Annotated in this window: 24 protein-coding genes; 3 read left to right on the top strand and 21 right to left on the bottom strand. The window is 66.7% G+C overall.

Annotation, left to right across the window (positions count from 1 at the left end):
* Window positions 1-141: 141 nt before the first annotated feature.
* From OG293_RS15810 to OG293_RS15895, 18 genes are all read right to left on the bottom strand, one after another.
* Entirely contained in the window at window positions 142-1878 is a 1737-nt protein-coding gene (locus tag OG293_RS15810; protein ID WP_405999432.1) for an ATP-binding protein, read from the bottom strand.
* A 183-nt stretch (window positions 1879-2061) separates the two neighbouring features.
* Window positions 2062-2592 (bottom strand): hypothetical protein, encoded by a 531-nt coding sequence (locus OG293_RS15815; protein ID WP_405999433.1) that lies wholly within the window; start codon window positions 2590-2592, stop codon window positions 2062-2064.
* A 248-nt stretch (window positions 2593-2840) separates the two neighbouring features.
* Window positions 2841-3146 carry a hypothetical protein gene (locus tag OG293_RS15820; protein ID WP_405999434.1) on the bottom strand — a complete coding sequence of 102 codons (306 nt, stop codon included), beginning with the start codon at window positions 3144-3146 and terminating at the stop codon, window positions 2841-2843.
* Window positions 3143-3358 (bottom strand): hypothetical protein, encoded by a 216-nt coding sequence (locus OG293_RS15825; protein WP_405999435.1) that lies wholly within the window; start codon window positions 3356-3358, stop codon window positions 3143-3145. Before OG293_RS15825 ends, OG293_RS15820 begins: the two co-directional genes overlap by 4 nt.
* Window positions 3358-4404: a major capsid protein gene (locus OG293_RS15830; RefSeq protein WP_405999436.1), complete on the bottom strand. Its 1047-nt coding sequence runs from the start codon at window positions 4402-4404 to the stop codon at window positions 3358-3360. The genes OG293_RS15825 and OG293_RS15830 overlap by 1 nt, the downstream gene beginning before the upstream one ends.
* Window positions 4405-4419: 15 nt before the next feature.
* Window positions 4420-4830 (bottom strand): head decoration protein, encoded by a 411-nt coding sequence (locus OG293_RS15835; protein ID WP_405999437.1) that lies wholly within the window; start codon window positions 4828-4830, stop codon window positions 4420-4422.
* Window positions 4831-4932: 102 nt separating this feature from the next.
* Window positions 4933-5679 (bottom strand): hypothetical protein, encoded by a 747-nt coding sequence (locus tag OG293_RS15840; protein ID WP_405999438.1) that lies wholly within the window; start codon window positions 5677-5679, stop codon window positions 4933-4935.
* Between the two features lie 97 nt (window positions 5680-5776).
* Window positions 5777-7507, bottom strand: coding sequence for a hypothetical protein (locus OG293_RS15845; RefSeq protein WP_405999439.1), 1731 nt, complete (start codon window positions 7505-7507; stop codon window positions 5777-5779).
* Between the two features lie 13 nt (window positions 7508-7520).
* A complete protein-coding gene (locus tag OG293_RS15850; protein WP_405999440.1) occupies window positions 7521-8975 on the bottom strand; it encodes a terminase large subunit domain-containing protein in 1455 nt (484 codons plus the stop codon).
* Window positions 8972-9517 carry a hypothetical protein gene (locus OG293_RS15855; protein WP_405999441.1) on the bottom strand — a complete coding sequence of 182 codons (546 nt, stop codon included), beginning with the start codon at window positions 9515-9517 and terminating at the stop codon, window positions 8972-8974. The genes OG293_RS15850 and OG293_RS15855 overlap by 4 nt, the downstream gene beginning before the upstream one ends.
* 15 nt (window positions 9518-9532) lie before the next feature.
* Window positions 9533-9940 (bottom strand): DUF6193 family natural product biosynthesis protein, encoded by a 408-nt coding sequence (locus tag OG293_RS15860; RefSeq protein WP_405999442.1) that lies wholly within the window; start codon window positions 9938-9940, stop codon window positions 9533-9535.
* Window positions 9937-10119: a hypothetical protein gene (locus OG293_RS15865; RefSeq protein ID WP_405999443.1), complete on the bottom strand. Its 183-nt coding sequence runs from the start codon at window positions 10117-10119 to the stop codon at window positions 9937-9939. The genes OG293_RS15860 and OG293_RS15865 overlap by 4 nt, the downstream gene beginning before the upstream one ends.
* Window positions 10116-10319, bottom strand: a complete 204-nt coding sequence (locus OG293_RS15870; RefSeq protein ID WP_405999444.1) for a hypothetical protein — start codon at window positions 10317-10319, stop codon at window positions 10116-10118. The genes OG293_RS15865 and OG293_RS15870 overlap by 4 nt, the downstream gene beginning before the upstream one ends.
* The gene (locus OG293_RS15875; RefSeq protein WP_405999445.1) at window positions 10316-10780 is read right to left on the bottom strand and encodes a VRR-NUC domain-containing protein; all 465 of its coding nucleotides are present in this window, start codon (window positions 10778-10780) and stop codon (window positions 10316-10318) included. The genes OG293_RS15870 and OG293_RS15875 overlap by 4 nt, the downstream gene beginning before the upstream one ends.
* A 40-nt stretch (window positions 10781-10820) precedes the next feature.
* Entirely contained in the window at window positions 10821-11726 is a 906-nt protein-coding gene (locus tag OG293_RS15880; protein WP_405999446.1) for a ParB/Srx family N-terminal domain-containing protein, read from the bottom strand.
* Window positions 11723-13180, bottom strand: a complete 1458-nt coding sequence (locus OG293_RS15885) for a hypothetical protein (RefSeq protein WP_405999447.1) — start codon at window positions 13178-13180, stop codon at window positions 11723-11725. The genes OG293_RS15880 and OG293_RS15885 overlap by 4 nt, the downstream gene beginning before the upstream one ends.
* 309 nt (window positions 13181-13489) lie before the next feature.
* Window positions 13490-13690, bottom strand: coding sequence for a hypothetical protein (locus OG293_RS15890; RefSeq protein ID WP_405999448.1), 201 nt, complete (start codon window positions 13688-13690; stop codon window positions 13490-13492).
* The gene (locus OG293_RS15895) at window positions 13687-14097 is read right to left on the bottom strand and encodes a hypothetical protein (RefSeq protein ID WP_405999449.1); all 411 of its coding nucleotides are present in this window, start codon (window positions 14095-14097) and stop codon (window positions 13687-13689) included. Before OG293_RS15895 ends, OG293_RS15890 begins: the two co-directional genes overlap by 4 nt.
* A 386-nt stretch (window positions 14098-14483) precedes the next feature.
* On the opposite strand from OG293_RS15895, the gene OG293_RS15900 reads away from it, so the two are divergent.
* The gene (locus OG293_RS15900) at window positions 14484-14918 is read left to right on the top strand and encodes a DUF6584 family protein (RefSeq protein ID WP_406003608.1); all 435 of its coding nucleotides are present in this window, start codon (window positions 14484-14486) and stop codon (window positions 14916-14918) included.
* Between the two features lie 134 nt (window positions 14919-15052).
* Here OG293_RS15900 and OG293_RS15905 read toward each other — a convergent pair whose 3' ends face one another.
* Both OG293_RS15905 and OG293_RS15910 read right to left on the bottom strand, forming a co-directional pair.
* Entirely contained in the window at window positions 15053-16072 is a 1020-nt protein-coding gene (locus OG293_RS15905; protein ID WP_405999450.1) for a ParB/RepB/Spo0J family partition protein, read from the bottom strand.
* Window positions 16073-16695: 623 nt separating this feature from the next.
* Window positions 16696-17583, bottom strand: coding sequence for a recombinase family protein (locus OG293_RS15910; RefSeq protein WP_405999451.1), 888 nt, complete (start codon window positions 17581-17583; stop codon window positions 16696-16698).
* Between the two features lie 537 nt (window positions 17584-18120).
* Here OG293_RS15910 and OG293_RS15915 point away from each other — a divergent pair.
* The gene (locus OG293_RS15915; protein WP_405999452.1) at window positions 18121-18654 is read left to right on the top strand and encodes a hypothetical protein; all 534 of its coding nucleotides are present in this window, start codon (window positions 18121-18123) and stop codon (window positions 18652-18654) included.
* A gap of 209 nt (window positions 18655-18863) precedes the next feature.
* Here the strand turns inward: OG293_RS15915 and OG293_RS15920 are convergent, their stop codons facing one another.
* Window positions 18864-19064 carry a DNA-binding protein gene (locus OG293_RS15920; protein ID WP_405999453.1) on the bottom strand — a complete coding sequence of 67 codons (201 nt, stop codon included), beginning with the start codon at window positions 19062-19064 and terminating at the stop codon, window positions 18864-18866.
* Window positions 19065-19419: 355 nt separating this feature from the next.
* Here OG293_RS15920 and OG293_RS15925 point away from each other — a divergent pair, with 355 nt between their 5' ends.
* Entirely contained in the window at window positions 19420-20991 is a 1572-nt protein-coding gene (locus OG293_RS15925) for a tyrosine-type recombinase/integrase (protein WP_405999454.1), read from the top strand.
* Window positions 20992-21074 lie beyond the last annotated feature (83 nt).

Genomic DNA, 21074 nt, shown 5'->3' on the forward strand with positions numbered 1-21074 from the left:
GACAGGATGATAGGGCCGGAAGACGGATGGCCCTTGGCTCTTCCAGGTCGAATGGCCTTCGCAGGTCTCCTCCCCTGCAATGGGAGAGGAGTCTCGCGATCCGCGGAGCGCATCATCTGGGCTCCACACCAGGTCTCCTGGCTACAGCACGTCCTTGATCTTGCTCATGAACAGCTGTGTGAAGTCGCCCCAATGCTTTCGCAGTTCTCCATACTGGTCATCGGGGGTCTCGTGCTGTGTCTCTGCCTTCGCGTAGGAAACAATCAAGAGAGTGATTGCTTCCAGCGCACGTTTCGCGGTGGCAGAGGCGTCCCCGTCCGTTCCTGCACCCGATGGCTGTCCAGCAAGCTCCTTGAGCGGCTGGTACATCTCCCGGTAGAAAGCGTGCCGCTCATTGAGCCGGATGATGCTCTGGTCTCCGAGGTGCGTGATCTCGAAAAGCTGGCCACCAGGGAAGTCGACCGTTTCGATGACGAACGGGAGGTCCTTGATGTTCTCGAAGTACGCCTCTTTCTCCTCTGCGGTTTGCGCATGGCCGGCGTCCTTCGCCAAGTGAGAGTAGGCGATGTCCCTTTCAGCCCGGGTGGGAACCCTCTTGATCTGAGACTTCCTCATCGTCCGGTTGGCGTCCTTCACAGCCTGAGCCAGGGGCGAGTGTTCTCCAGACCGTTCCGCCTTTTCCCGCTTCTGCTCGCCCCAGATGCGCTGAATCTCCAAACGCGCCCCAGGGATTACCCGATAGGCAATGTCGCGGATGGCCTTGCGAAGTTCATCCGACGGAACTGCACCTCGTTTGACGTTGCGCACTCCCATCAAGCGGTCCAGCTCCGGAGTGAACTTGACCTCGAATCCGATAAACCGGTCTGGGGTCTCAACTCCCTGCGGAAAAAGTTTCGCCACATTGGTGTAGCTGATCTCTCGATCGAGGCGGAGGAAACTCACGGCGCCTTCGTTCTCGGGCAGCCTCAGCTTCTTTGCCATGGCATCGCCGCCAGACCCTCTATGCCGGAGTACCTCCGGTGGTGCAAGCGTGATGGTCACCTGAATCCTGTGCCCAGTGCCCTCGACCAGCACCTCATCGTCAAAGAAGACCTGCGGAGCGAAGTGGACGTCGCCGGAGTGGGCGTCCTGCTTGGCGCTGCGTCGCCGCTCCTCATTCAGAGCGTGATCCACCCACGTGTTCTCTGCACGGAAGGTCGGATCGTGCGGGCGAAGGGGAACACCATCAACAGTAATTTTGATGCCGCCTTTAAGGAACTCCCGGAAGATCCGCGAGAGCTCCTTGTTGAGCTCGCTCCGGACGTGGTCACTGGTATTCCGGCCATGGCTATCTGCGACTCGGTCAATCCCCGACCACCTCACCAAAGTTCCGGTTCCTTCAGGGAAGTACGGGACCAAGTGGGCTGGCAACGGCTCCTCGTCCGGCGGAGCAATCCCCACCGTGCCCCCGGAGCGTTCTGTCTCAAGCGCATCGTCCAGGTCGAAGTGGACGTGCATGATGCGGTCGCTCTCCGCAACACGCGACCATGCGTCGATGCGCGTTGCCACGCTCAGTCCGGCCAGCTTCGCCCCTACGCCAAATTTGCCGATCGTGTCGTTCGACATGAAGCGCGTGGAGAATCCGAGCTGGAGGTAATGCTGAAGGATGTGCCCCGACATTCCCTGGCCATCATCAAAGAACGCAACCTCCGAGATCACGCTCTTGCGGCCACGCTTGGTCACTTCAGTGAGGATCTCAACGTTGTTGGCCTTGGCCTCGATGCTGTTGTCGATGACTTCGCCAACAGCTGAGGGGAAGTTGTGCCCGGACTCCCGAAGGCTCAGCAGCGCCTGTCCCGAAAGCACCACCGGAATTTCCTGATTGTTACTCTCACTCATCTTGTTCTCTCTCCTCCGACTGCTCATCGACCAGGGGGCGCTCTACAAGCAATCTCCCTGCCGGTCCCGCAAGCTCGTTGTGGCCAGCCCTGGCTGACTGTTCAGGGGGCGGGGCCAAGGCATCGTCCCCTGGTCCCGCCCGCCCTCATCAAAGTTCTGCCGGCGTACGTTCCGCAGTTCCCGCTACTGCGGCACGATCAGCTCCTCGGCAAAGTCACGGAGCGCCCGGCGCGCCCGCTCTACAGTCGCCCTCGACACTCCGACCGCCTTGGCCGTAGCCGCCACCGTCTCGCCCATCAGCAGTCCCTGGAGGCAGCCCGGCCCGTGGCTGCCCATCGTCTCCGCGAACCTGCGAAGGTCCGAGATGATCTCATTCGCGATGACCTGCTCCTCAGGGGTCACACAGGAGATCATCTCCACGTGCACGAACCCATCAGCGCGGTGCTCCACCAGCCTGCGGTGCCGTGCATCAGCAAGCGGCCGACCCGCCGCCGCCTTACGCGCTGCCTGCCGGGAACGGTCACTCGTACGCCGGGCGTCCCTGAGCAGGTTCCGGCAGAGGTACTCCGCGTTCTCCGCGGTGCGCTTCTCTCCGAGCGCCAGGTTCAGCGCCGTGTCGATCTGGTTCTGGAACTTTGCGTTCCCGGAGCCGTCCTTCTGCATCTTGTACAGCATGGACATGGCCTGGATACGGACGATGCACAGCTGGAGCACTGATGCTCCTCCCCTGGTACCCGACGGCTGTACGGCGGGCCCACTCATGTGTGACCTGCTCCCCTGTTCGCCCTCGTCGCCATTCGGTCGACTCGGGCATGAGCAAGTCCTTAAAAACGTAGCCCACCCCACTGACAACCGCCGGTGAAGTGGTCACATCCACACTGGGACAGGCTGAGGCCAAACTCCCTCAGCTGCCACATGAGTTGCTCTCCTCCGAGAGAGTCGCGCACGGCTCCCGAGCACACTCACCTGCTACGGCGAACCTGCATCGTCGCTGGTCGCAGGAGTTCACCCTCCTTAGCCGCCACTTCTGTGAGCTCGGTCACACGACGTTCGATCGCTTTCACGTTCTCGGAGTTGTTTACGGTGGCGACCCCCTGGACCGTGACCATGAGGGGGTCCTCGATAAGAGCGGAACGGCGTTCTCGGAGAACCTCGACGACAACGTCGGTCACCGAGGCGTGCCGTCGGAATCGCCGCTCCAGTTCCGCGGGGTCGATCTCCCCGAGCTCGGACCGTAGATAGGCCAGATCGTCCTCAGTGAAGGTCACGGCGCGACGGACTTCGAGCGACGGGCTGGCGGAGCCGACTTGGACACCGTGTTCTGGGGAACCTCGACCATGGGTTCCCAGGCGTCGGGGTGGGTGATTTGCTGGATGACCGCTGGGTCCGAGATCTCCGTCCCTGCGGTCAGGACAAGCGTCCCGTTCGCCTTCGGAGCGATGACGAACACCGTCTCCGCGAGCCTCCGTGCCGCTGTCATCACAGGACCTTCGCGGTGATGTGGATGTCCGGGACGTACAGGATTGGCATGGCGACCGCAGCGCCCTTCGTCCAGACCTGGACCGGGTCGTCCTGAGAGCCCTGGGTGATGACGATGCCGGGGGCGTCCTCACGGGTGATCGCCGGGTTGGTGCCGGAGGACAGGACCAGGGACTCGGCGGTGACGCCGTACTGGGTCTCTGCCCATGACTGCGGGTTCGGCGGGAGGAGGATCCAGCGGTCCTCGGGGATGACGCGCTGGTAGGTGTCGTCGACGGAGATCTGGACGTCGTAGACGGTGATCGGCGGGAGGTTGTAACGCGCGCGGACGACCTCGACTTCATTCGGGGCGAGGACCGCGGTGGGGGTGGTGGAGCCGTTGACGCTGCCGTAGTACGCCGCGCGGTAGGCGTTGTTCGCGGCGAGGGTCGCGCGGGCCTTGTACGAAGTGATGACGCGGGTGGGGAGCGGTGCACCGATGGAGCGGAGGTATTCGATCCATCGGAGTTCGTCGGCGAGGGGGTCGCTGGTCGGGTCGGACCAGGGCTTGGCAGCCGTGGGCATGTTGGCGGCGGGGACGCCGAAGTCGGCTTCCAGATGGAGGCCGTTCTCACCGGTAAGGGTGAAGATCCCGTCGGTGAGGAGGTCGCCGGCGGCCAGTTCCATGCGGTTGTGGATCGATTCGACATGACGCTCGATGTCGTCGTAGAGCAGCTCGACAAACTCCGTGGCGTCGGCGCCGCGGGAGGTGTCGAGGAGGATCTGTTCGAGTTCACCGATCAGCAGCTTCTGGCCGAGCGGCGGGAGCATGCCCTCAGTGAGGATCTTCTCGGCCTGGCGACGGGCGACGGCAGTCTGGGCGTCGTACGCGCGGAACTTTGCGGCGTTCACGCGGCGCTTGCTGCTCTTGATGCGGAACTTGACGGAGTTCAGGCGGCGTTCGGGCATGACCGTGCGGGTCAGCTCGAAGTCGTCGGGGGTGGTGATGGTGCGGGCGAAAGCGTTGATGTCGGCGGCGTCGATATCGCGCAGCAGGGTGTCGAGCATGATCTGTGCGGCTCCTCAGATGAAGTGGATCTGCGCGGTCGACTGGGCGATGTTCGCCGGGTTGAGGCCGCCGGGGATGTGGGCGGCCGCGATGACGCCGTGCCATAGCAGGGCCGCCCCAGCGCGAGTACTGGTCGGGGCGAAGGGGACCTCGGCGAGAAGGACGCCGGTGAAGGTGGCGCGGCCGTCGGTGGCGGCCTTGTCCCACGGTCCATAGAGGCCCGTGGCGGTGACCCGGCCCAGCGGGACACCGGCGAGGAAGGTGTTGCGCGGCTGGAGGAGGCTGCTGAGCCTGTAGTGCGTGCCGCTCGTGAACAGAGCGACGTCGAGAGTGACAGTGAGCGGGGTGTCGAGCCCGTGCCGGGAGGCGAGCCAGGGTCGGTCGGCGGTGGTGGACTCGGAGTAGGTGATCGGCTGGAGATCCACGCCAGGTTCCTTCGGGCAGGCCGGGTGAGCGGCGAGTCCGTACGGTCACCGGGCGGTGCCGTCGTCCGCGGTCAGCTGATAGGGCGCGGTCCCCGTGGAACGTCAGGTGCTGTGGAGGTGGCCACGGCGGCGGGCGATGTCCAGGCCCAGCGAGCCGGGGCGTGATGGAGTTCCGCCGGAGCGCGGCGGGATGCCGCCGGACGGGCTGCCCGAGGGCGGGGCCGGCGCGGGTGTCGGGGGCTGTTGCTGGCCGAAGAGTTCGGGGCGGCGCTGCTTCAGATCCTCGGCGGCCTGAGTGAGGGCGGCGGTGTCGGCGTCGAGGTCTGCGGCTCGGCTGAGCAGGAGGACGGCGTCGTCCAGGTCGTTGCCGGTGGCACCGAGGCCGACGAGGAGTGACCGGCGGGCGGCGTCCCGTTCGCGGGCCGCAGCAGCCGATTCACGCTGCTCGACCCGCCGTTCGCGTTCGGCGGCGGTCTGCTCGCGGCGCTCGACCTCGGACAGCTGCGCCTGTTCGGCGTCCTTGCGCTCCTGCTCGGCCTGGCGCTGGGAGTCGATGAAGTCGGTCAGCGACTTCGCAGAGTCGAAGCCGAGGTTGCCGAGGAGCTCGCGTACGCCCGCACGGCGGCCCTGGTCCTTCTCCCGGGCAAAGCGTCGGGACAACTCCTCCTGGGGGATGGTGACTGTCGCGTTTCCGGCGTCACCCGTCGGGGTCGGATCACCTGTCGGGGGGTCACCGGAATCGTCGGAGGAGGCGCCGAGGATCGGCAGGATCGGGCGGCCGTCGCGGCGGAACCCGAGCGGTGCGAGCGGCAGCGGTGGCCGCACTGCGGATTTGGGGTGCATGGTCATCGGCGGGCTCCTCGCCCAGACACCCCCGCGTCGGCGCGCAGTCTAACCAGACCCGTCCCGTTCCTGCCCCCACGGACCAGCGGTAGATCCCTCAGATCTACGCTGCCTCGTCATCCACTTCCTCGTCTTCATCCCGGCGCTCTTGGGCCGCTGTTGGCGTACGACCCTGAATACGCGCCACCTCCAGCGCGGCGTCATCGATGGGGAAGCCCGCGTCGACGAGCATCCGTACACCCGTCTCCAGCGACAGCACGCCGGCCGCGACGCCCTTAGTCACCAGGTCGAGGATGCCCGCCCGGTCAGTGGGCAAGTAAGAGCCGAGAGCAATGGACGCCTGCGGCTGCCGGCCTGATGGGAGCACCCCGCCGGCCTGGTACAGGCGCAGCACCATCTTCAGCAGCAGCGGATACTTCGCCGCACGGGCCAGCCGCATGGAGCGGACCATCGCGTCCAACGGGCCGAAGCTGAGCTGGATCGCGTACCCGGAGGGGGCCTGGGAGACTTCCATGGTGCCCAGGACGCTGGCCGGCAGGCGAGTCACCACCGACAGGCGATCGCGCAACGTGTCGACGTACGAGCGGAGTTCGGCGAGCTGGGTGGAGGTGTCCACGGTGGTGAGCTGGCCGCTGTCGCCGAGGGGCCAGACCATGCCCGGCTGAACCTGTACGGGCAGGGGCTGGCCAGACTTGCGGTCTACGGGCAGGCGGGCGCCGGAAAGGCCGATGATCGGCGAGCCGGTGGTGGCAGAGGCACGCTGGCTGTCGGTGTCGGCGGCGCCGAGGTCGTCGATGAGTTGGGCGGCCTTCATCAGGCTGGACTGGCCGAAGTGTTCGGCGCCGTTGATGGTGTTCGGCACGTGGACTACCGGGATGAAGTCCAGCTGCAGATCGAGGTGGTCGAGGACGTCTCCGTCCGCGTTCGTATGAAACCGGGCCCTCTTCAGCGACAGGGAATCGACATTGCTGGTCCGGTCCACCTGGTCCAAGTCCCACTCGGCGTCGGTCAGATAGCAGGTGAGAGCGCTGGGCCGCGCCGACCACGGGTACGTGCGCGTCATCGGCTCACCTTTGTCGATCGGGCCGAGTTCGTAGGTGACGCGACGCAGCGTGCCTTTGCTCCCCGTCGCCGGGTCGGCCGCGGTCTCCCAAGCGAGGTGGATGCGCGCGGGATACTCGTCGGCGTCGATCGCGCCGTCCGGCAGCACAGGGAAGTAGAAGCCGGGATCGATCGTCTTGAGCACCGGTCGTCCCTTCTCCCGCGACCAGGCCATGAGGTACACGGAGTCCCCGAGTAGCACCGCGTTGCGCTCCGCGTACTGCATCCGCATCCACAGGTGTTCGGAGTCCGCCCAGTCCCGCAGCAGCGTTTCCGCATCCTGCGCTGCCTGATCGGCCTCTTCTGCTCCTGCGACGACGATCTGCTGCGTCTCACCGAGCAGGTGTGTCAGCGTCTGGTCAACGATGAGCGCCGGGTCCCCGTATTCGCGCCGGTCCGCGCCGTCCTCGCCGAGCAGCGCGGCCGCCTGGTTCGTGTCGTACGCGGCGAGCACGGTGTACGCGGCAAGGCGACGGAGGTCGGCTTCAGGTACCCAGGATGCGCCGGCATGACCGGGCAGCCGTCCGGAGCGGCCGTCCGCGGCGTGCCGGAACGCCGGCTTATAGGACAGCGCTCCCCAGGTATCGATGATCAAGTCGCGCCACCGTCGCATCCGCCGCTCCCTGTAGGTCCTCAGAGGTTGGCGGAGCCTAATGCTCGCCGACTGATCCAGCGCACCTCGAACTGCACTCCTGCGATCAGCCGAGGTGCTGGTGCTGGCGAGGCGCTGCAACGAACGGCCTGGGCTACCTGCGCCCGTCGAGGCGGCTGTCCGCAGGTCGCGTCGGTGATCCAGGCGCCGAGACATCCAAGAACAGGTCCGTCAGTGCCCACACACAGGAGTCGAGGAGGTCAGGGGACTTCTCCTCGTGCTCGGAAGCACCCACGTACGTCGTCATCTGCTCCTCCAGCACCGCAAACGTGCGCGGCGAGCCCGCGTGGGTGACGCGGGACTGCTCGTAGAGCATCGCCACGGGGGCCGCGCGGGCGCGCTTGTTTCGGGTGGCATGGACGATGCGCCACTGGACCGTGGGGTCGACCTCGGTCAGGAGGGCCGGCAGGTACTCGCCGCCGTTGTTGGCCTCGATAACCACGCAGTCAGCCTGGTGCTCGTGGTAGAGCGCGGCGGCTCGACGCATCGCAGCAGTTGGGGTGTGGCGGTCCTGTTCGGAGTGGAGGACGTAGCCGCGGGGGCGACGGTTACCGTACATCTGCTCCAGCGGGTAGGAGCGGCCGGCCACCGTGAAGGCGGTGAAGTCGGCACTGTCGGTCGTTGTGACCGCCGGGTCGACGGCGACGATCAAGCACTCCAGGGGCGGGACCGCGTGGCGAGCGACGCGGAAGCCCTCGACCTCGAACATCCACTGCTTCCACAGGGCGCCTTCAACGTCTTCGAGGAGCACACCGTCGAGTTCCTGGCTGCCGAGTCGGGTACCGCCGTACTCGGTGTCGAGTTCGGCGAGGGCAGCTTCGGAGAGGTTGGCGCGGTTGTCCTCGGTACGGCCGGTGGTCAGGACGACGGAGGAGTTGGCACGGCGGCCGCGCTCCACGAGGCGTTTGACGTGCGGGAGCGGCTTTGGCGTCGTGGAGATGACGACCTGCGGACTCGGCGCTTCGCGCAGGCAGAACCAGAGCATGTCGTACACCGACTGGGCGGTGTGCCGGTTCCATGCGGCGTACTCGTCCAGCCAGCCCTTGTCGAAGGCGAAGCCGCGGAGGTTGTCGGGGGTCTCGGCGCCGAAGCCGTAGATCACGGAGCCGTTCTTCAGGCGGAGGATGGTCAGGCCGTTGCCGGGGCTGTAGCGACGGATGTCCTCGGGCGGAATGACCGCCAGGAGCCCGGACTTGGGCGACTCGAAGCAGATCTCCTTGACCAGGGTGGCGTTCTTGGCGACGACGGCAATTAGTGCGCCGGGGGTGGCGGTCCAGGACCGTACGGCTTCGGCGGCTGACTTCGTCTTACCCCAGCCGCGACCTGTGAGCATCATCCACGCCGCCCATTCCCCGTCCGGGAGGCGCTGCGTGGCGCGGGCATGGTGGTGGAGCCAGCCTTCGTGGGGCAGGCCGTCGCAGGCGGGCCGGTCACAGGACCAGCGGCGTGCGGCCTGGGTGTCAGCTTCGATCAGCGCGGTGATCTCGGCGTGTAGTTGGACGTCGGACAGACTGGCAGCGTCCGGCATACCGGTGCGCGGAGCGGTCACCGCGGCTCACCGCCGAGCGTGCCGATCCGGGATTCGAGCTCGCGGCGCAGTTGCTCCATGCGCGCGCGGCGCTCCTCGTCGCTCAGCCCGCTCACGTCCACCGTGTTCGGGGTGGCCGGGCCAGATGCGGGCTCGGCGAGGTCCATCCCGTACGCCTGCCGCTCAAGCCTGATGGTGACCTCCAGCCAGCGGATCACATCGGAGGGGCTGAGGCGGGAAGGATCGAGCTGCTGCAGTTGAGCAATGATCTTCGACTGGGCGGCGGTGGCGAGCCGGGCGTGTCGGCGTGCGACCTCGCGGGATGCCTGTTGCCGCTCGGCGCGCCAGAGTCGGTCCTGTTCTCGCTCCCATGCCTCGGCGCGGATCACCCACTGGTGGTTGGTCGACCAGCGCTCGACCAGGGTGCGAGCCTTGCCGAGGGTGCCGGCAACCTTGCTGATGCTCCGGGAGAGCCCGAGATCGCGGTAGCAGGCAAACGCCATCCACGCGGCGGCCGATTCGCCCGGCTGCCGCTCCCATGCCTCGGCGCTGTCCGCCACCATCCGACTGGTGCGCTCCTACCTCGAGTCTCGTGACCTCTCCTCGTACGCGGCGAGTTCTTCCGGCCCGCCGACGAAGGCGGGGCCGCAGCCCAGCGGCAGCCGCTCCACGACCATCGCGATCGCCGACTCCGCGGTGTCCGCGTGTCCGACGGACTCCACGCGGCTCGGACCCGAAACCAGGAACCGCCCGTCCTTCGCCGGAGCGACGTATGGGATGTCCCATGTGTAGCGAATCTCCGTGCACCGGCTGAAGTGCAATTCCCACATCCCCGTCCACGGGAACAACTGCCGCAACCGCGGCTCCGCGTATGCGGTCCGCACCATCTCGGCGTAGGGCTCCACGAACTGCGAACCCACCAGCCGAGTGGACTCCTCCGCGGCCATCAGGATCTGACGCCAGGCGGCTTCAACGAGATCGGTCATGCCGTCATTCTCCGCAGTACCGGATCGCGCAGCCCCAGGTATTCCAGCAGGTCCGCGCAGTCGGCCAGGCCGGTCGCCCGCGCGGCGGTCACGAGCGCGGCCCTGCGGCGTACGTGGTCGGGCAGTGGGGTGACGGAGACGGTGCGCTCCCACGAGTTGGCGTCCTTGGCGAGATTCACGGTGTGCTCCCTTCGTTCAGGTCGTCCGGTTCCAGTTCGCCGGCGAGGAGGCGCGCAAGCTGGTCGGCGAGGCGGAACGGTTCGTCCGCGAGGTGGTCGGCCAAAGTGCAGGCCGTCCGGGCGGCCGCTCGGTGGACCGTGACCAGGTGGTCCAGCTCGGCGTGGAGTCGGCTCAGTTCGGCGGCGTACGAGCTGTTCACGCGGCGGGCCTCCTGAAGGTCGACGGCAGTACGGCACGTTGGCGGGCGGGGCCCAGAACGCGCAGCACGGTGGGCAGATCACGGGGCCGCCACAGGGCTACTTCGAAACCGCTGCTCGTCAGGTGAGCGAGCCAGACGTGCTGGGCGGGACGGATAAGGCCGGTGTCGGTCTTGAACTCGACGAAGAGCGTGCGCTGTTGGGCGGGGTGTCCGAACACCTCGTCCGGCCAGCCCGGGTCGGAACGGCGCGAGTCCGCGGTGTGGTACTGCAGCGCCCAGCCGAAGCGGGTCGCGATCTCGCGGACCTGGCGGCGCCACTGCTCCTCGTCCGCGCCGACCGCGCGCTCAGGGGAGGCGGCGGCCGCGGGGAACCGTTCGGCTTCCAGCCGCTCCAGCGGTCCATACGGTTCAGCGAGCACCTTGCGGTACATCGCGTCGTTCGCCGTGTGAGCTGTGCTCATTGGTCACCCCGCACCTGGATGGACTGGAGGGCTACGTGGTTCACGCGGCACCAGCCAGGTAGTCCGCCGCCCACAGCTCCAGGGCCCGCCAGCGCTGCCCCGCCTCGATGTCGCCGTCACGCTCCATGCGGTCGATGGCCCGCTGTACGACCGCCGCGGCGTCGGCCGGCATCGTGCGCGTGGCGAGCACCGTCTCGATCGGCGCCGTGCCCTTGCGCGTGGTGAGCTGCTCGTCGGGGTCGTACCAGCCCTCGGCGAACTCCCCGAGATGACGCTCGACGACGCTGAGGAGAATCGCGAAGGCGGCGGCGACGTTGCCGATTTTGTGCGCGCCCTTGGTGGTGTCGAGGGCGTCGAGCACCCTCTCGTACTGGTCGATGCGTGCCAGCCAGCGTGCGTCGGCCGAAGCCGCCTTGCGCGCGTTCTCCAGTGCCTTCTCCGCAGCGGCCTTCTCGTCCGGCAGGAAGACGATCTGCACGGTGGCAAAGTCAAGGTTGGCTTCGGCGAGGCTTGGCACGGTGACCTCTTCGAGGAGCTCCAGGGTCTTGTCGTCCAGGCCCGAGTACAGGCGCATGGAGACGTCCTCCAACTCCTCGTACAGCGCCTTGAGAGTGGCCGGGTCGTCCTCGCCCGCGATCGCGTTGTGGGAGAGCTGGAGGGCGATCTGCCGCTGCCGCGGCAGCGGTTCGGTGATCTCCAACCAGAAGATCCGCTCCAGGCCCGCCTCGATGGCGGCTTTCGTACGGTGGTTGCCGGACAGCACGATCTGCCGGCCGCTCTCGGCGTCGTTCCACACCAGCGGCGTGGAGGTCAGCGCCCCGTCCTCCCGTACGTTCGCGACCAGGCGCTGGAACTGCTCGTGCCGCATGAAGCGCGCATTCACGTCCAGCAGCGTCAGATCACGCGGATCACCCTCGACCATGCGGGGCTTGATGGGCTGCGTCACTGGGCCTGCTCCTCCTTCGGTCCTTCCGCCTTCAGTCCTTCCGCCCGTCCGTGCTTGCTCCGCCACTGCGCGAACCCGTCGGCGAGCGACCAGCGCCCCAGCTGTGAGCCGTAGTCGAGCTGGTAGCGGTACGCCGGATCAGCCGAGTCCTTGCGCGAGTTCAGGCGCAGCAGCCCGCGGTACTTCATCGACACGGGCCGCTGCGTGAACGCCGTCGTGTTCAGGCGCGTGAGGCGGGTGTTCATGGCGCGCTGCGCGAGGAACTGCGCCTCCGTCGACAGCGCCGCGTACAGCACGAGCTTCGCCAGGCGTCCGTACGAAGTCGGGGCGACCGGGAAGTCGGAGAGCAGGTAGACGTTGTGCGGGTCGTACTTCGGCGTCGCGTACGCGAACGCGCCGATCACGACCCCGTCCACCAGGACCGCGAGCGCCATCGTCGGGGTGCCGGGGCGGATGTTGTGGTTCATGTACTGCGAGCGGAGCGTCGCGAACTGCCCCATCGTCAGCGGCGCCAGCGTCAGCTGCTCACCCAGTCGCCGCCCCGGTGTGAGCCGCGGAGCCTTCACCATCTCCAGCCGCTGGTTGGGCCGCACGATCCGCGAGCGCGCCACCGACGAATACACGTTGATTGGCACACCACGGTTGGCGGTCTGCACCTGCCCGCGCAGCCGGCCCTCGAGCTCGTCGACGTCGAAATGCAGGCCCAGCACCCAGTGCGACCGGTCGGTGATGCGCTCGATCAGGGTTTCCTTCGCCGCGTCGTCCAGCGTCGGGTACTCCGGGGCCGGCCAGTCCAGGTGCCTTTCCAGGGCCGCGAACTGCGACTCGTAGTCCCCGGCGAAGAAGGGCGGGAACGCCACCACCGGTGCCTCCGGCGGGACTTGCTTGGCCAGCCACTGGTTGACGTCCATCGCCGCGTACGACGCGAGGCGGAGCGGCAGCGCCTCGATCTTCGCGACCGTCTTGGCGTACAGCTCGGGGAACTGCTGCCGGTACGCGCGGAGCATCCGCCCGTAGTACGGGTGGTCTCCACGGCCGATCCACTGGAAGAAGCGGGAGCCGAGCATCACCACGGCGAGTGTGCCGGCCCGGCCGTCCATGTAGGGGGCCAGCCAGTCGAGTTCGCCGTACGACTCGGGCCGGATCGTGATCGGCAGTTCCCTCCCGGCGAGATACCAGCCGATCGCGGAGGAGTACAGCTGTACGTCGCAGCCGTGCAGCCGGAACCCGGCATCGTGCAGGACGCGCTCGATGGTGAAGTTGCCGGAGCAGCCGATGTAGATGTCCTCGGCTTGGCCCGCCCAGGTGGCGGTGTGCTCGTGGATGATCGCGCGGAGGTCTGCGGGGATCGAGCCGTGGAACATCGGTCCTCCCCACGCGAGTTGGTTGGTTCGTCGTTCGCTCTCGAACAGGTGGGATGCGGGCCCGGAGGGGCAGGGGACTGGTCCTGCCATGCCGGGCCTCCTCAGGAACCAGGAGGCGCGGGGGACGCCTGGAGGGGTTTGGTTCCGTGGCTGGTCGGCTCCACACCACGTACCTGTGTGGACGCATCCTCGAGCGCCGGGCCCGACTCGAACGGGCTCCTCCCCGCCGGGGGCGGGGCGTGCTGCCTGGTGCACTAACGGCGCGTGGCGGGGCTCGACCGGGAAGATCACCCCACCGACAACTGAACCTATCAGACGCTTAACCGTCTCAACATATGTGGCGGACGCTTGACCGCGCCCGCCACATACCCAACACCCCACAGACCAGGGCAGATCCAGCTACTCGCCGACGTCCAGAGCTTCCAGCAGATCCATCGTGCCGACCGGGTCCGGCTCAACGACCCTCGACTTCACCTTGGCCTTCGTCGGCCCGGACTCGAACAGCTCCATCTGCCCCGGCGGCGTCGGCTTCGGCGGCGGTCCCGCTTCGAAGTCCTCGCGCTTCATCCGCACCCAGTCGGGGCGCACGCCATCGCTCACAGCAACACTCCCTGCTCGTACGCCGGCCCCAGCGGGCCGAGCTCCCTCACCTGCGCTCCGACCTGCTCTCGCCACCATGTGGCGAACATCCGCCGATGACACCACTCCCCCGGCTTCGCCAGGTCCTCGAAGCACAGCAGCACCAGCCGCAGATCCCGTCCGGCTACCGCGATCTCCTGAAACCGCGGCCCAAAGAAGTCGATACCGAAGCTGTCGAGCTGCGCCCGGTACGCCCTCTCGAAGTCCGGCCGCGGCGACCCGAAGTACTCGCGACTCGGCGCGGCCTCGCGGACCCGATGCTCCAGCGCGTACGGCAGCGTCCACCTCGGCGCGGACAGGGTGATGCGCACCGGGGTGCCCATGGCGGGCTCGAAGCCCTGATACCTGCACGTGAACAGTTCGAACATGCTCCTCCTTCACGCCGGCCCGCACCGCCGCGCAGCGAACGGCCGGGATCCGACTCCTTGTCGCGCCCACCACGGGCGCCCGTGCTTCGGGCACCTTGCCCACGGCGCCGCCAGAGCCGACCACGAGACACGCCTCGCCGTCTACCGCACCCATCACCCCTCCGCGCCGCCAGAGAACAAGAATATCGCCGATATCATTTTATCTTCAATGAGATTCGACCGTCAAGTTTCCAATATCTAGCGAAGCGTGTCCGCCCCACCTCCCAGAGGCGCGAACCACGCCCCACGCCAGAATGCGGCCATGCCGAGAGACATGACCCTGCACACCGCCGGCCACGGAAGCCGCCACCGGATCCCTGGCGAGCACACTGAGCGCCAGGGAGCGCCTGCACGGACTCCTCGGCTCATACCCGCGGGATCTCGAAGTTCGAGAGCAACTCGCCGCCGCCTACTGCCAACTCGGCGAGACCGCCCAGGCCGGCCGCTGGAACTACCTCTCCGAGATCCCAGACCCCACAGAGACCGCCGCCTTCGAACAGCTCTTCCCACACGCCGACGAGCGACTGTGGGCACTGCGCTGGGACGGACTCGCCGAGGACGCTGCCACGCCCACCGCCGCCAGCCGCCTGGGCGAGCTGCACGCCCTGGCCGAACGCGACCGCGGTCACGCCGTCCCCTACACGCACCGCCGCCCCTCCCACGACGATGACCAGTCCCAGCAGAGCCCGCTCGTCGGAGCCCCACTCTTCGCCGGCTGCGCGACCGTGCTCGTGCTGATCGTGATCGGCCTCATCACCCTCGTAACCGCCCTACTGGACTGAGCCGCCACACCCCGCCACCAGCCCCACTTCCACCCCACTTTCGCCCCACCACCGGCCACGCCCCGGAATGCCAGTGGCCGGGACTCCCGTCTCACGGAAGCCCCGGCCACCAAGCCGTGCGCAGAGCAGCTGGATCAGGCCGCCGCCTCCAGCTCAGCCTCGACCTCCACCTCGGCGACCTCCACCTCGGCGAGCTCCTCCTCTGTGGGCCCCCCCTCGTCAGCCTCGGGCTCGACCTCCAGCTCGGGTCGCACCGTCAGCTGCTTCGCCTCAGACATGGCCTTGGCCTTGCGCAGCTTCTTCGCTGCCTCCGCCGCCGCCTTGCGGACCCGGTCCACCGCGTCCAGGTGCTTGCCCACCTCGCCCTCGAAGAGCTCGGCCAGCTCAGTCGGGGTCATCTGCGACAGCTCCTCCAGAAGGGTCCCGGCGCGCTCGACCTGGTCCACCTTGGACTTGGCCTGCTTGCGCTCCTTGGACTTCTCCTCCTTCTCCTTGTCCGACAGTTCCTTCTCGGAGAAGAAGCCCTCCTGGTTCTCCTTCATCCGCAGGGCCTGCGCGAAGGTAGAAGCGTCGGTCTCGGTCTTGAAGTCGCCCTTCATGTACCGGGTGACGGCGACCTTCTGGTTGGCCGGCGAGAGCTTGGACAGGTACCAGGCGAAGTCCGCCTTGATCTTGCCCTCGGCGACCAGCTCCGCAATGTCGGTCGTCAGGTTGAGCAGATCCATGCGCCAGACCACATAGTCCTTGGTCTTGCCGAACATCTCCGCGATGCCCTGCGCCACGTACCCGAGCCCGACCAGGTCCGCATAAGCCTGCGCCTCCTCCATGAGCGTCATGTCCGCACGCCCGATGTTCTCGGAGATGCCCATCACGAATGCCTTCTCGTCGTCGACGCTCGACACGATCTTCGCCTCGATCGTCTCGGCGCCCTCGACCAGGTGCATCGCCCGCCACCGACGCTCGCCCATCACGATCTGGAACGTGCCGCCGGCTGGCCGGACCACGATCGGCTGGAGCTGGCCGACCGACCGGAACTGCGCGGCCAGTTCCTCCAGCTTGGTCTCGTCGAAGAACTTGCGGGGCTGGTCCGGGTTGGGCTCGATCTCACCGAGGGGGATGGCCATGACCTCAATGCTCGCCTCGTTGACGCTCATGTCGTTGACTCCTCGCACTCATCGGACGCGCAGGATGGGTTCCTGTGGGGTGATGACTACATTTTATTGTCAGTCAACCTTGACCGTCAAGTCTGATTTACTTTGAATTCGGGCAACCCTTCGATAAGCCGCGGAGTCAAACCCAAAGCCCCGACCATCCAGTGGAGCGCCGGGGCGTCTTTCCTGCCTCAATTGATTTGCAAGTCTGACCCTAATCCGTTCCAACACATGTTGACCCTAGTCATCAGGGCCTACCTCAACATCCGCCCCCATCAGAACCTTGAGGATCTCCCCGTACCGCCACAGGTCCTCGGCGGATGGCTCGCCCCCTCCTCCTTCATCCTCCTGCGACTCATTGCCACCTCCGCCGTTCGGCGGGATGCCCCGATTCACGCACTCCTCCTGCCCCATGGCGCGGCCATGCGACAGCCCACGCCCCCGATTCACCCTCCGGCACGCATCACCCATCGGCGCCAGAATCGGTGACGAAGCGATACACGGAGCGCAAGATCGTTAGCCTATGCCGCGCCTCACAGGAAGGCAACCACTTGTGTGGGAACCAACGACTGCCATCTGCAGCCCATCCGCATCTGTGAACCGGCAAGCGGAGTACACCAGTTGAGCTATCGCCACTCAATGTCGAACCTGGCTTCGTCGAAGCGCCGCGACCCACGGACAGTTGCCGGACCTATGCGCACTTCGGCTACGACGAGTTGAACCAGCGCGCGCCTCTGCTCCCTGCCGGCCGTCGCCGTCCACCACTCCTCCAGCCCTTCAGGCGTCAACTCCGGCAGTTCCCCAAGGGCTTTGCCCCGGCGCACCGACGCCATGGCCTCTTTGCGCTTACCGTCGAGCGCCGCCTTGGCCTCCTTGAAATCCGCCAGCGTCAGGTCCTTCACGCCGTACGCCCGGGCCAACTCCGCCTTGTGAGCGGTGAGCTGCTCCAGGAAGACGGCCGCTTTCTTCGCTTCCGCCGCGAACTGGTCCCGGACCACCGCCAGCCACTTCAGGCGCGCCTTGTCCTTCAGGTGCGCCAGCACCCGCTCGCCGACGTACTCGTCGAGCGGCTCCGCGGAGATACGCACCTTGCCGCAGCCCTCGGTCTCACAGACGTATCCGCGCCCACCGTTCGCTGTAGACCGGGACACCAGAGCGTTCCGGCACAGTCCGCAGGTGGCGATGCCACCCGACAGATAGTGCACATGTTTCGGCTTGTCGCCCTGGCCACGCTCGTTGCGCGTGAACAACTCCTGCAGCGCGTCGAACGTCTCTCGGTCGATGAGCTTCTCGGCCGGGCCCTTTACCATTTCGCCGTCGGCGTTCTCCCTCAGTCCGGCGATCGCTGGATTCCGCAGCCTGCGGCGCAGCGTCGTCGTCGACCACGGCCGACCCGACACCGTCGGACCCGCGTTCTCCGTCATCCAGTCCGCGGTACTCGCAATCGTCATCTCATCGAGGAGACGCTGCGCGGCAGCCGCCAAGTAGGCGGCTTCCTCAGGAACGGCGGTCACGCCGTCCGTTTCATGGCCGTACGCCCTCATACACTCTCCAGCCCATATCCCCCGACATGTCCCCACTCACAGGATATGCCAAAACCCATCACTGCCACCCCAACATGTGAGGTGCTCGCGTATTGGGTCTCAGCAGCCTGAGCGGACCATACACGCACGCAACAGTTCCGGAAATGCAGAGTCGCAGTCTGCCAACTGAAAGTTGGCGTAGTCACCCCCGGTCCACTACGTGACACTGGCATATACGCGCAGCGATCTACCGACTCACCTGCGGCAACGCCCCCAAGCACAACGCCCGTTCCCCGGCGAGCCTCCCTTGCTGTTCCCCCGGGAAACGCGTCGTCGGCGCTGCTTGAGGAGGTACGGCAGACGGGGCCTCCGGTCAGTCGACAGCCCGTCGCCAGCTGCCGACTGTCGCGTCTCATCCGATCGCGGTAGCGAGCCGTGGCCCTTTGCGACCTATCGACCTCCGGCGGCCTCAATGCGATGCTGATAAGCCTCAACGAACAGTGGGGGCTGTCGATGAGCGCGCAGGACATGGTGACTGTCTCTGTGGCGGTGCTGGTCCCTGTCGTGACCGCGGCCGCCGGCATGGTGGGTTTACGGGCGCAGGACCGGCAGGTGCGCAGATCACGAGCAGGCCGCCGCCGACTGGCCTTCGAGGATGCGACTCGGCAGGTGGCCTTCGCCACAGAATGGTGGAAGGCAAAGCAGCTGACCGCCAGCACACCGGAAGCGCTCCAGGACCCGACCGAAGTGGCGAACAGCTGGCTGGACGAGGCGTCCGCGCGGGTGAGCGCAGCCGAGCAGGCCGACACCGATGAGGAACCGAGTGTCTCGGTCAGCAGACTGCTGCTGCTCTACCGGTTCCACCGCCGCTCCGCGAAGGCCATCCGAATCGGCTTCTACGCGGCGCTGGGCTTCATGGGCAGCGTGATCACTGTGGTCCTGAACGACGCCGAGTCCCGCGAGGACGTCGGCTTCAACGTATGGGTGCTGGCCTCCTCCGGGATGCTCGCGCTGTTCCTGCGCTTCTGGGCTGTCTCGGCGGATTCTCCAGACCAACGCTGAGTCGGTCCGTGCTGGCCAAAGCCTGGACCGCCTGGGCCAGCACCCTCCCCCCGAACGCCGTCCCGCCGGTCGCCACATCGATCGTCACCAGCAAGGCTCGCAGCTCTATCCGAGTCACGGGATCGCAGCCCCCTCAATTGAGGGGGCTGCGAGGTGGGCCACTCCACGGCAACGACGAGGAGTGAGGAGATTCGCCGTGCCGCTCCCCTCTACTTCGGCTCCACCCCGAGCGCCTCCCACAGCTCCGAGGTCAGAACTCGGCGGTTGCCCTTGCCGTACTGATGGACCTTCACCGGAAACTCTCCGGCATTGATCAGCTCGTATGTCGTGTTCCGACCCAGGCCGAACGCCCTGCCGGCGGTCAGGACATCAATCGCCACGGGCAGCGACAGCACTTCCTCCCGGCTCATACCGGCACCATCGCCAAGCACCGCTCCACCCTTGGCTGAATCTCGACGATCACGCATGTTCAGGCTCTCCCATCTCACCCCCACGCCTCCCGGACAGCCCCGACCGTGCCTAAAGTCTCCCCAGCGAGGGCGCCAAGATCCGCATCCACCCCCAGGGGCTGCACACAGGATCGTCTGCCACCACATAGGTAGGCACATCAAGGGCACGCCAGCCCGAACACGGTCCAGCCAGAAGCCAGCCCACCCAAGCCGCCCTCTGTACTGACGTTATCAAGGAGACATTGAACCGTCTCCACATATGATCGAGCGTGTTCGGGATGCCACCGACACCGATCGACACAGGAGGGGAAGCAACGTGTTCAAGGGGTCCGTCTACAAGCGATGCACCACATGCAAGGGGCCGCTCGTAGACGCAAAGGGAAGACCCGTCCTCGAAGAGGACGGCACTCAGAGGATCGGCGAACTCGGAACGCAGTGCCCCGCGCTCAAGCGACGCGACCACGGATCCTGGTACTACTACGTCGAGTTGGAGCCCGGCCCCGGCGGAAAACGACGCAGACCCCGCAAGGGCGGCTTCGCCACCAAGAAGGACGCCGAGGACAAGGCCCAGGAGGTCTGGGACCTCGCACAGGCCGGCATCGACGTCCTGTCCGACGAGACCATGGGCCAGTACCTACGGCGCTGGCTCGATGGCAAGCAGCGCATCAAGCGGTCCACCCGCCACAGCTACGAGGACTACCTGCGGCTGTACTTCATCCCGCACCTCGGGCACGTCAAACTCCGCGACCTGCGCACCCGGCACATCGAGGACATGTTCACGGCGATCCGTACGGAGAATGAGACCCGCCTCGCCAACCAGACCGCCGCCGTCCTCGCCCGCGCCGCCGAGCGCACGGCCCACAAGACGTGGCGCGACGCCGAAAAGCCCCGCCCGCCGGAGCTCCGCGAGAAGTGGAACGAGGCGAAGCGGGAACTCAAGAAAGCGCTGGCCAAGCCCCGCCGTCCCACCGAGGCCGGTACCCAGACACGCATCAAGGTCGCTCTCAGCTCGGCACTGGAATCCGCGCGCAAGCAGCGCACCATCTCCGACAACTGGGCCGCCTACGTCGACCTCCCCTCCTACCGCCCGCCCAGGCCGATGGTCTGGACAGCCTCGCGCGTCACCGCCTGGCGCAAGACGGGCGCCAAGCCCAACTCCGTGATGGTGTGGCGCCCCGAACACACCGGCCAGTTCCTCGACTCCGCCGTTAACGACCGCCTCTACCCCCTCTGGCACCTCATCGCCTTCCACGGCCTGCGCCGCGGCGAGTCCTGCGCGCTGTCCTGGGGCGAGGTAGACCTCGACGAGGGCGTCATCCACATCACCGAGCAGATCGTCGCCGTCGCGTACGAGCCCTACGAGGACACCCCCAAGACCGACCAGATCCGCGACATCACCCTCGACCAGGACACCCTCGACCTCCTGCGCTGGTGGAAGGCCCGCCAGGAAGCAGAGCACGCCGAGGCCCTGGAGAAGAACAAGCCCTACGAGGACAGCGGGCGGGTCTTCAGCATCGAGGACGGCACCGTCTACCACCCGCAGTTCTTCTCCGACCGCTTCGAACGGCTCTACAAGAAGATCGACCTGCCCCCGATCCGCCTGCACGACCTCCGCCACGGCGCCGCTACCATCGCCCTCCTGGCCGGCGTCCACATCAAGGTCGTCCAGAAGAAGCTCGGCCACTCCTCGATCAAGGTGACCGGCGACATCTACACCAGCGTCCTCGAAGAGGTCGAGAAGGAAGCCGCCGAAGCCACCCTCGCCGCCGTCCCCCGAGCACGAAAGAAGATCCTCCGGGAGCACGAGGAGGACGACAGCACGACCGAGGAAGCCGCGGAGGAAGAGCAGACCGACGGGGACGAAGGCACGGCCGCGGCAGCCGCCTGACGTACCCGCACACAGCCGACGGGCGAGCCCAGGACCTCACATCCTGGGCTCGCCCGTTTCGTATGCCTGCTGGCGTCAAAGCT

This window comes from Streptomyces sp. NBC_00829, assembly GCF_045161795.1.
Lineage (GTDB): Bacteria > Actinomycetota > Actinomycetes > Streptomycetales > Streptomycetaceae > Streptomyces.

Bases quoted from the DNA above. Each gene is read 5' to 3' on its own strand.
- OG293_RS15855 (WP_405999441.1), bottom strand. From the start codon at position 9,517: ATGGTGGCGGACAGCGCCGAGGCATGGGAGCGGCAGCCGGGCGAATCG.
- OG293_RS15810 (WP_405999432.1), bottom strand. From the start codon at position 1,878: ATGAGTGAGAGTAACAATCAGGAAATTCCGGTGGTGCTTTCGGGACAG.
- OG293_RS15860 (WP_405999442.1), bottom strand. From the start codon at position 9,940: ATGACCGATCTCGTTGAAGCCGCCTGGCGTCAGATCCTGATGGCCGCG.
- OG293_RS15915 (WP_405999452.1), top strand. From the start codon at position 18,121: ATGGTGACTGTCTCTGTGGCGGTGCTGGTCCCTGTCGTGACCGCGGCC.
- OG293_RS15825 (WP_405999435.1), bottom strand. From the start codon at position 3,358: ATGACAGCGGCACGGAGGCTCGCGGAGACGGTGTTCGTCATCGCTCCG.
- OG293_RS15875 (WP_405999445.1), bottom strand. From the start codon at position 10,780: ATGAGCACAGCTCACACGGCGAACGACGCGATGTACCGCAAGGTGCTC.
- OG293_RS15905 (WP_405999450.1), bottom strand. From the start codon at position 16,072: ATGAGCGTCAACGAGGCGAGCATTGAGGTCATGGCCATCCCCCTCGGT.
- OG293_RS15840 (WP_405999438.1), bottom strand. From the start codon at position 5,679: ATGACCATGCACCCCAAATCCGCAGTGCGGCCACCGCTGCCGCTCGCA.
- OG293_RS15895 (WP_405999449.1), bottom strand. From the start codon at position 14,097: ATGTTCGAACTGTTCACGTGCAGGTATCAGGGCTTCGAGCCCGCCATG.
- OG293_RS15885 (WP_405999447.1), bottom strand. From the start codon at position 13,180: ATGGCAGGACCAGTCCCCTGCCCCTCCGGGCCCGCATCCCACCTGTTC.
- OG293_RS15920 (WP_405999453.1), bottom strand. From the start codon at position 19,064: ATGAGCCGGGAGGAAGTGCTGTCGCTGCCCGTGGCGATTGATGTCCTG.
- OG293_RS15830 (WP_405999436.1), bottom strand. From the start codon at position 4,404: ATGCTCGACACCCTGCTGCGCGATATCGACGCCGCCGACATCAACGCT.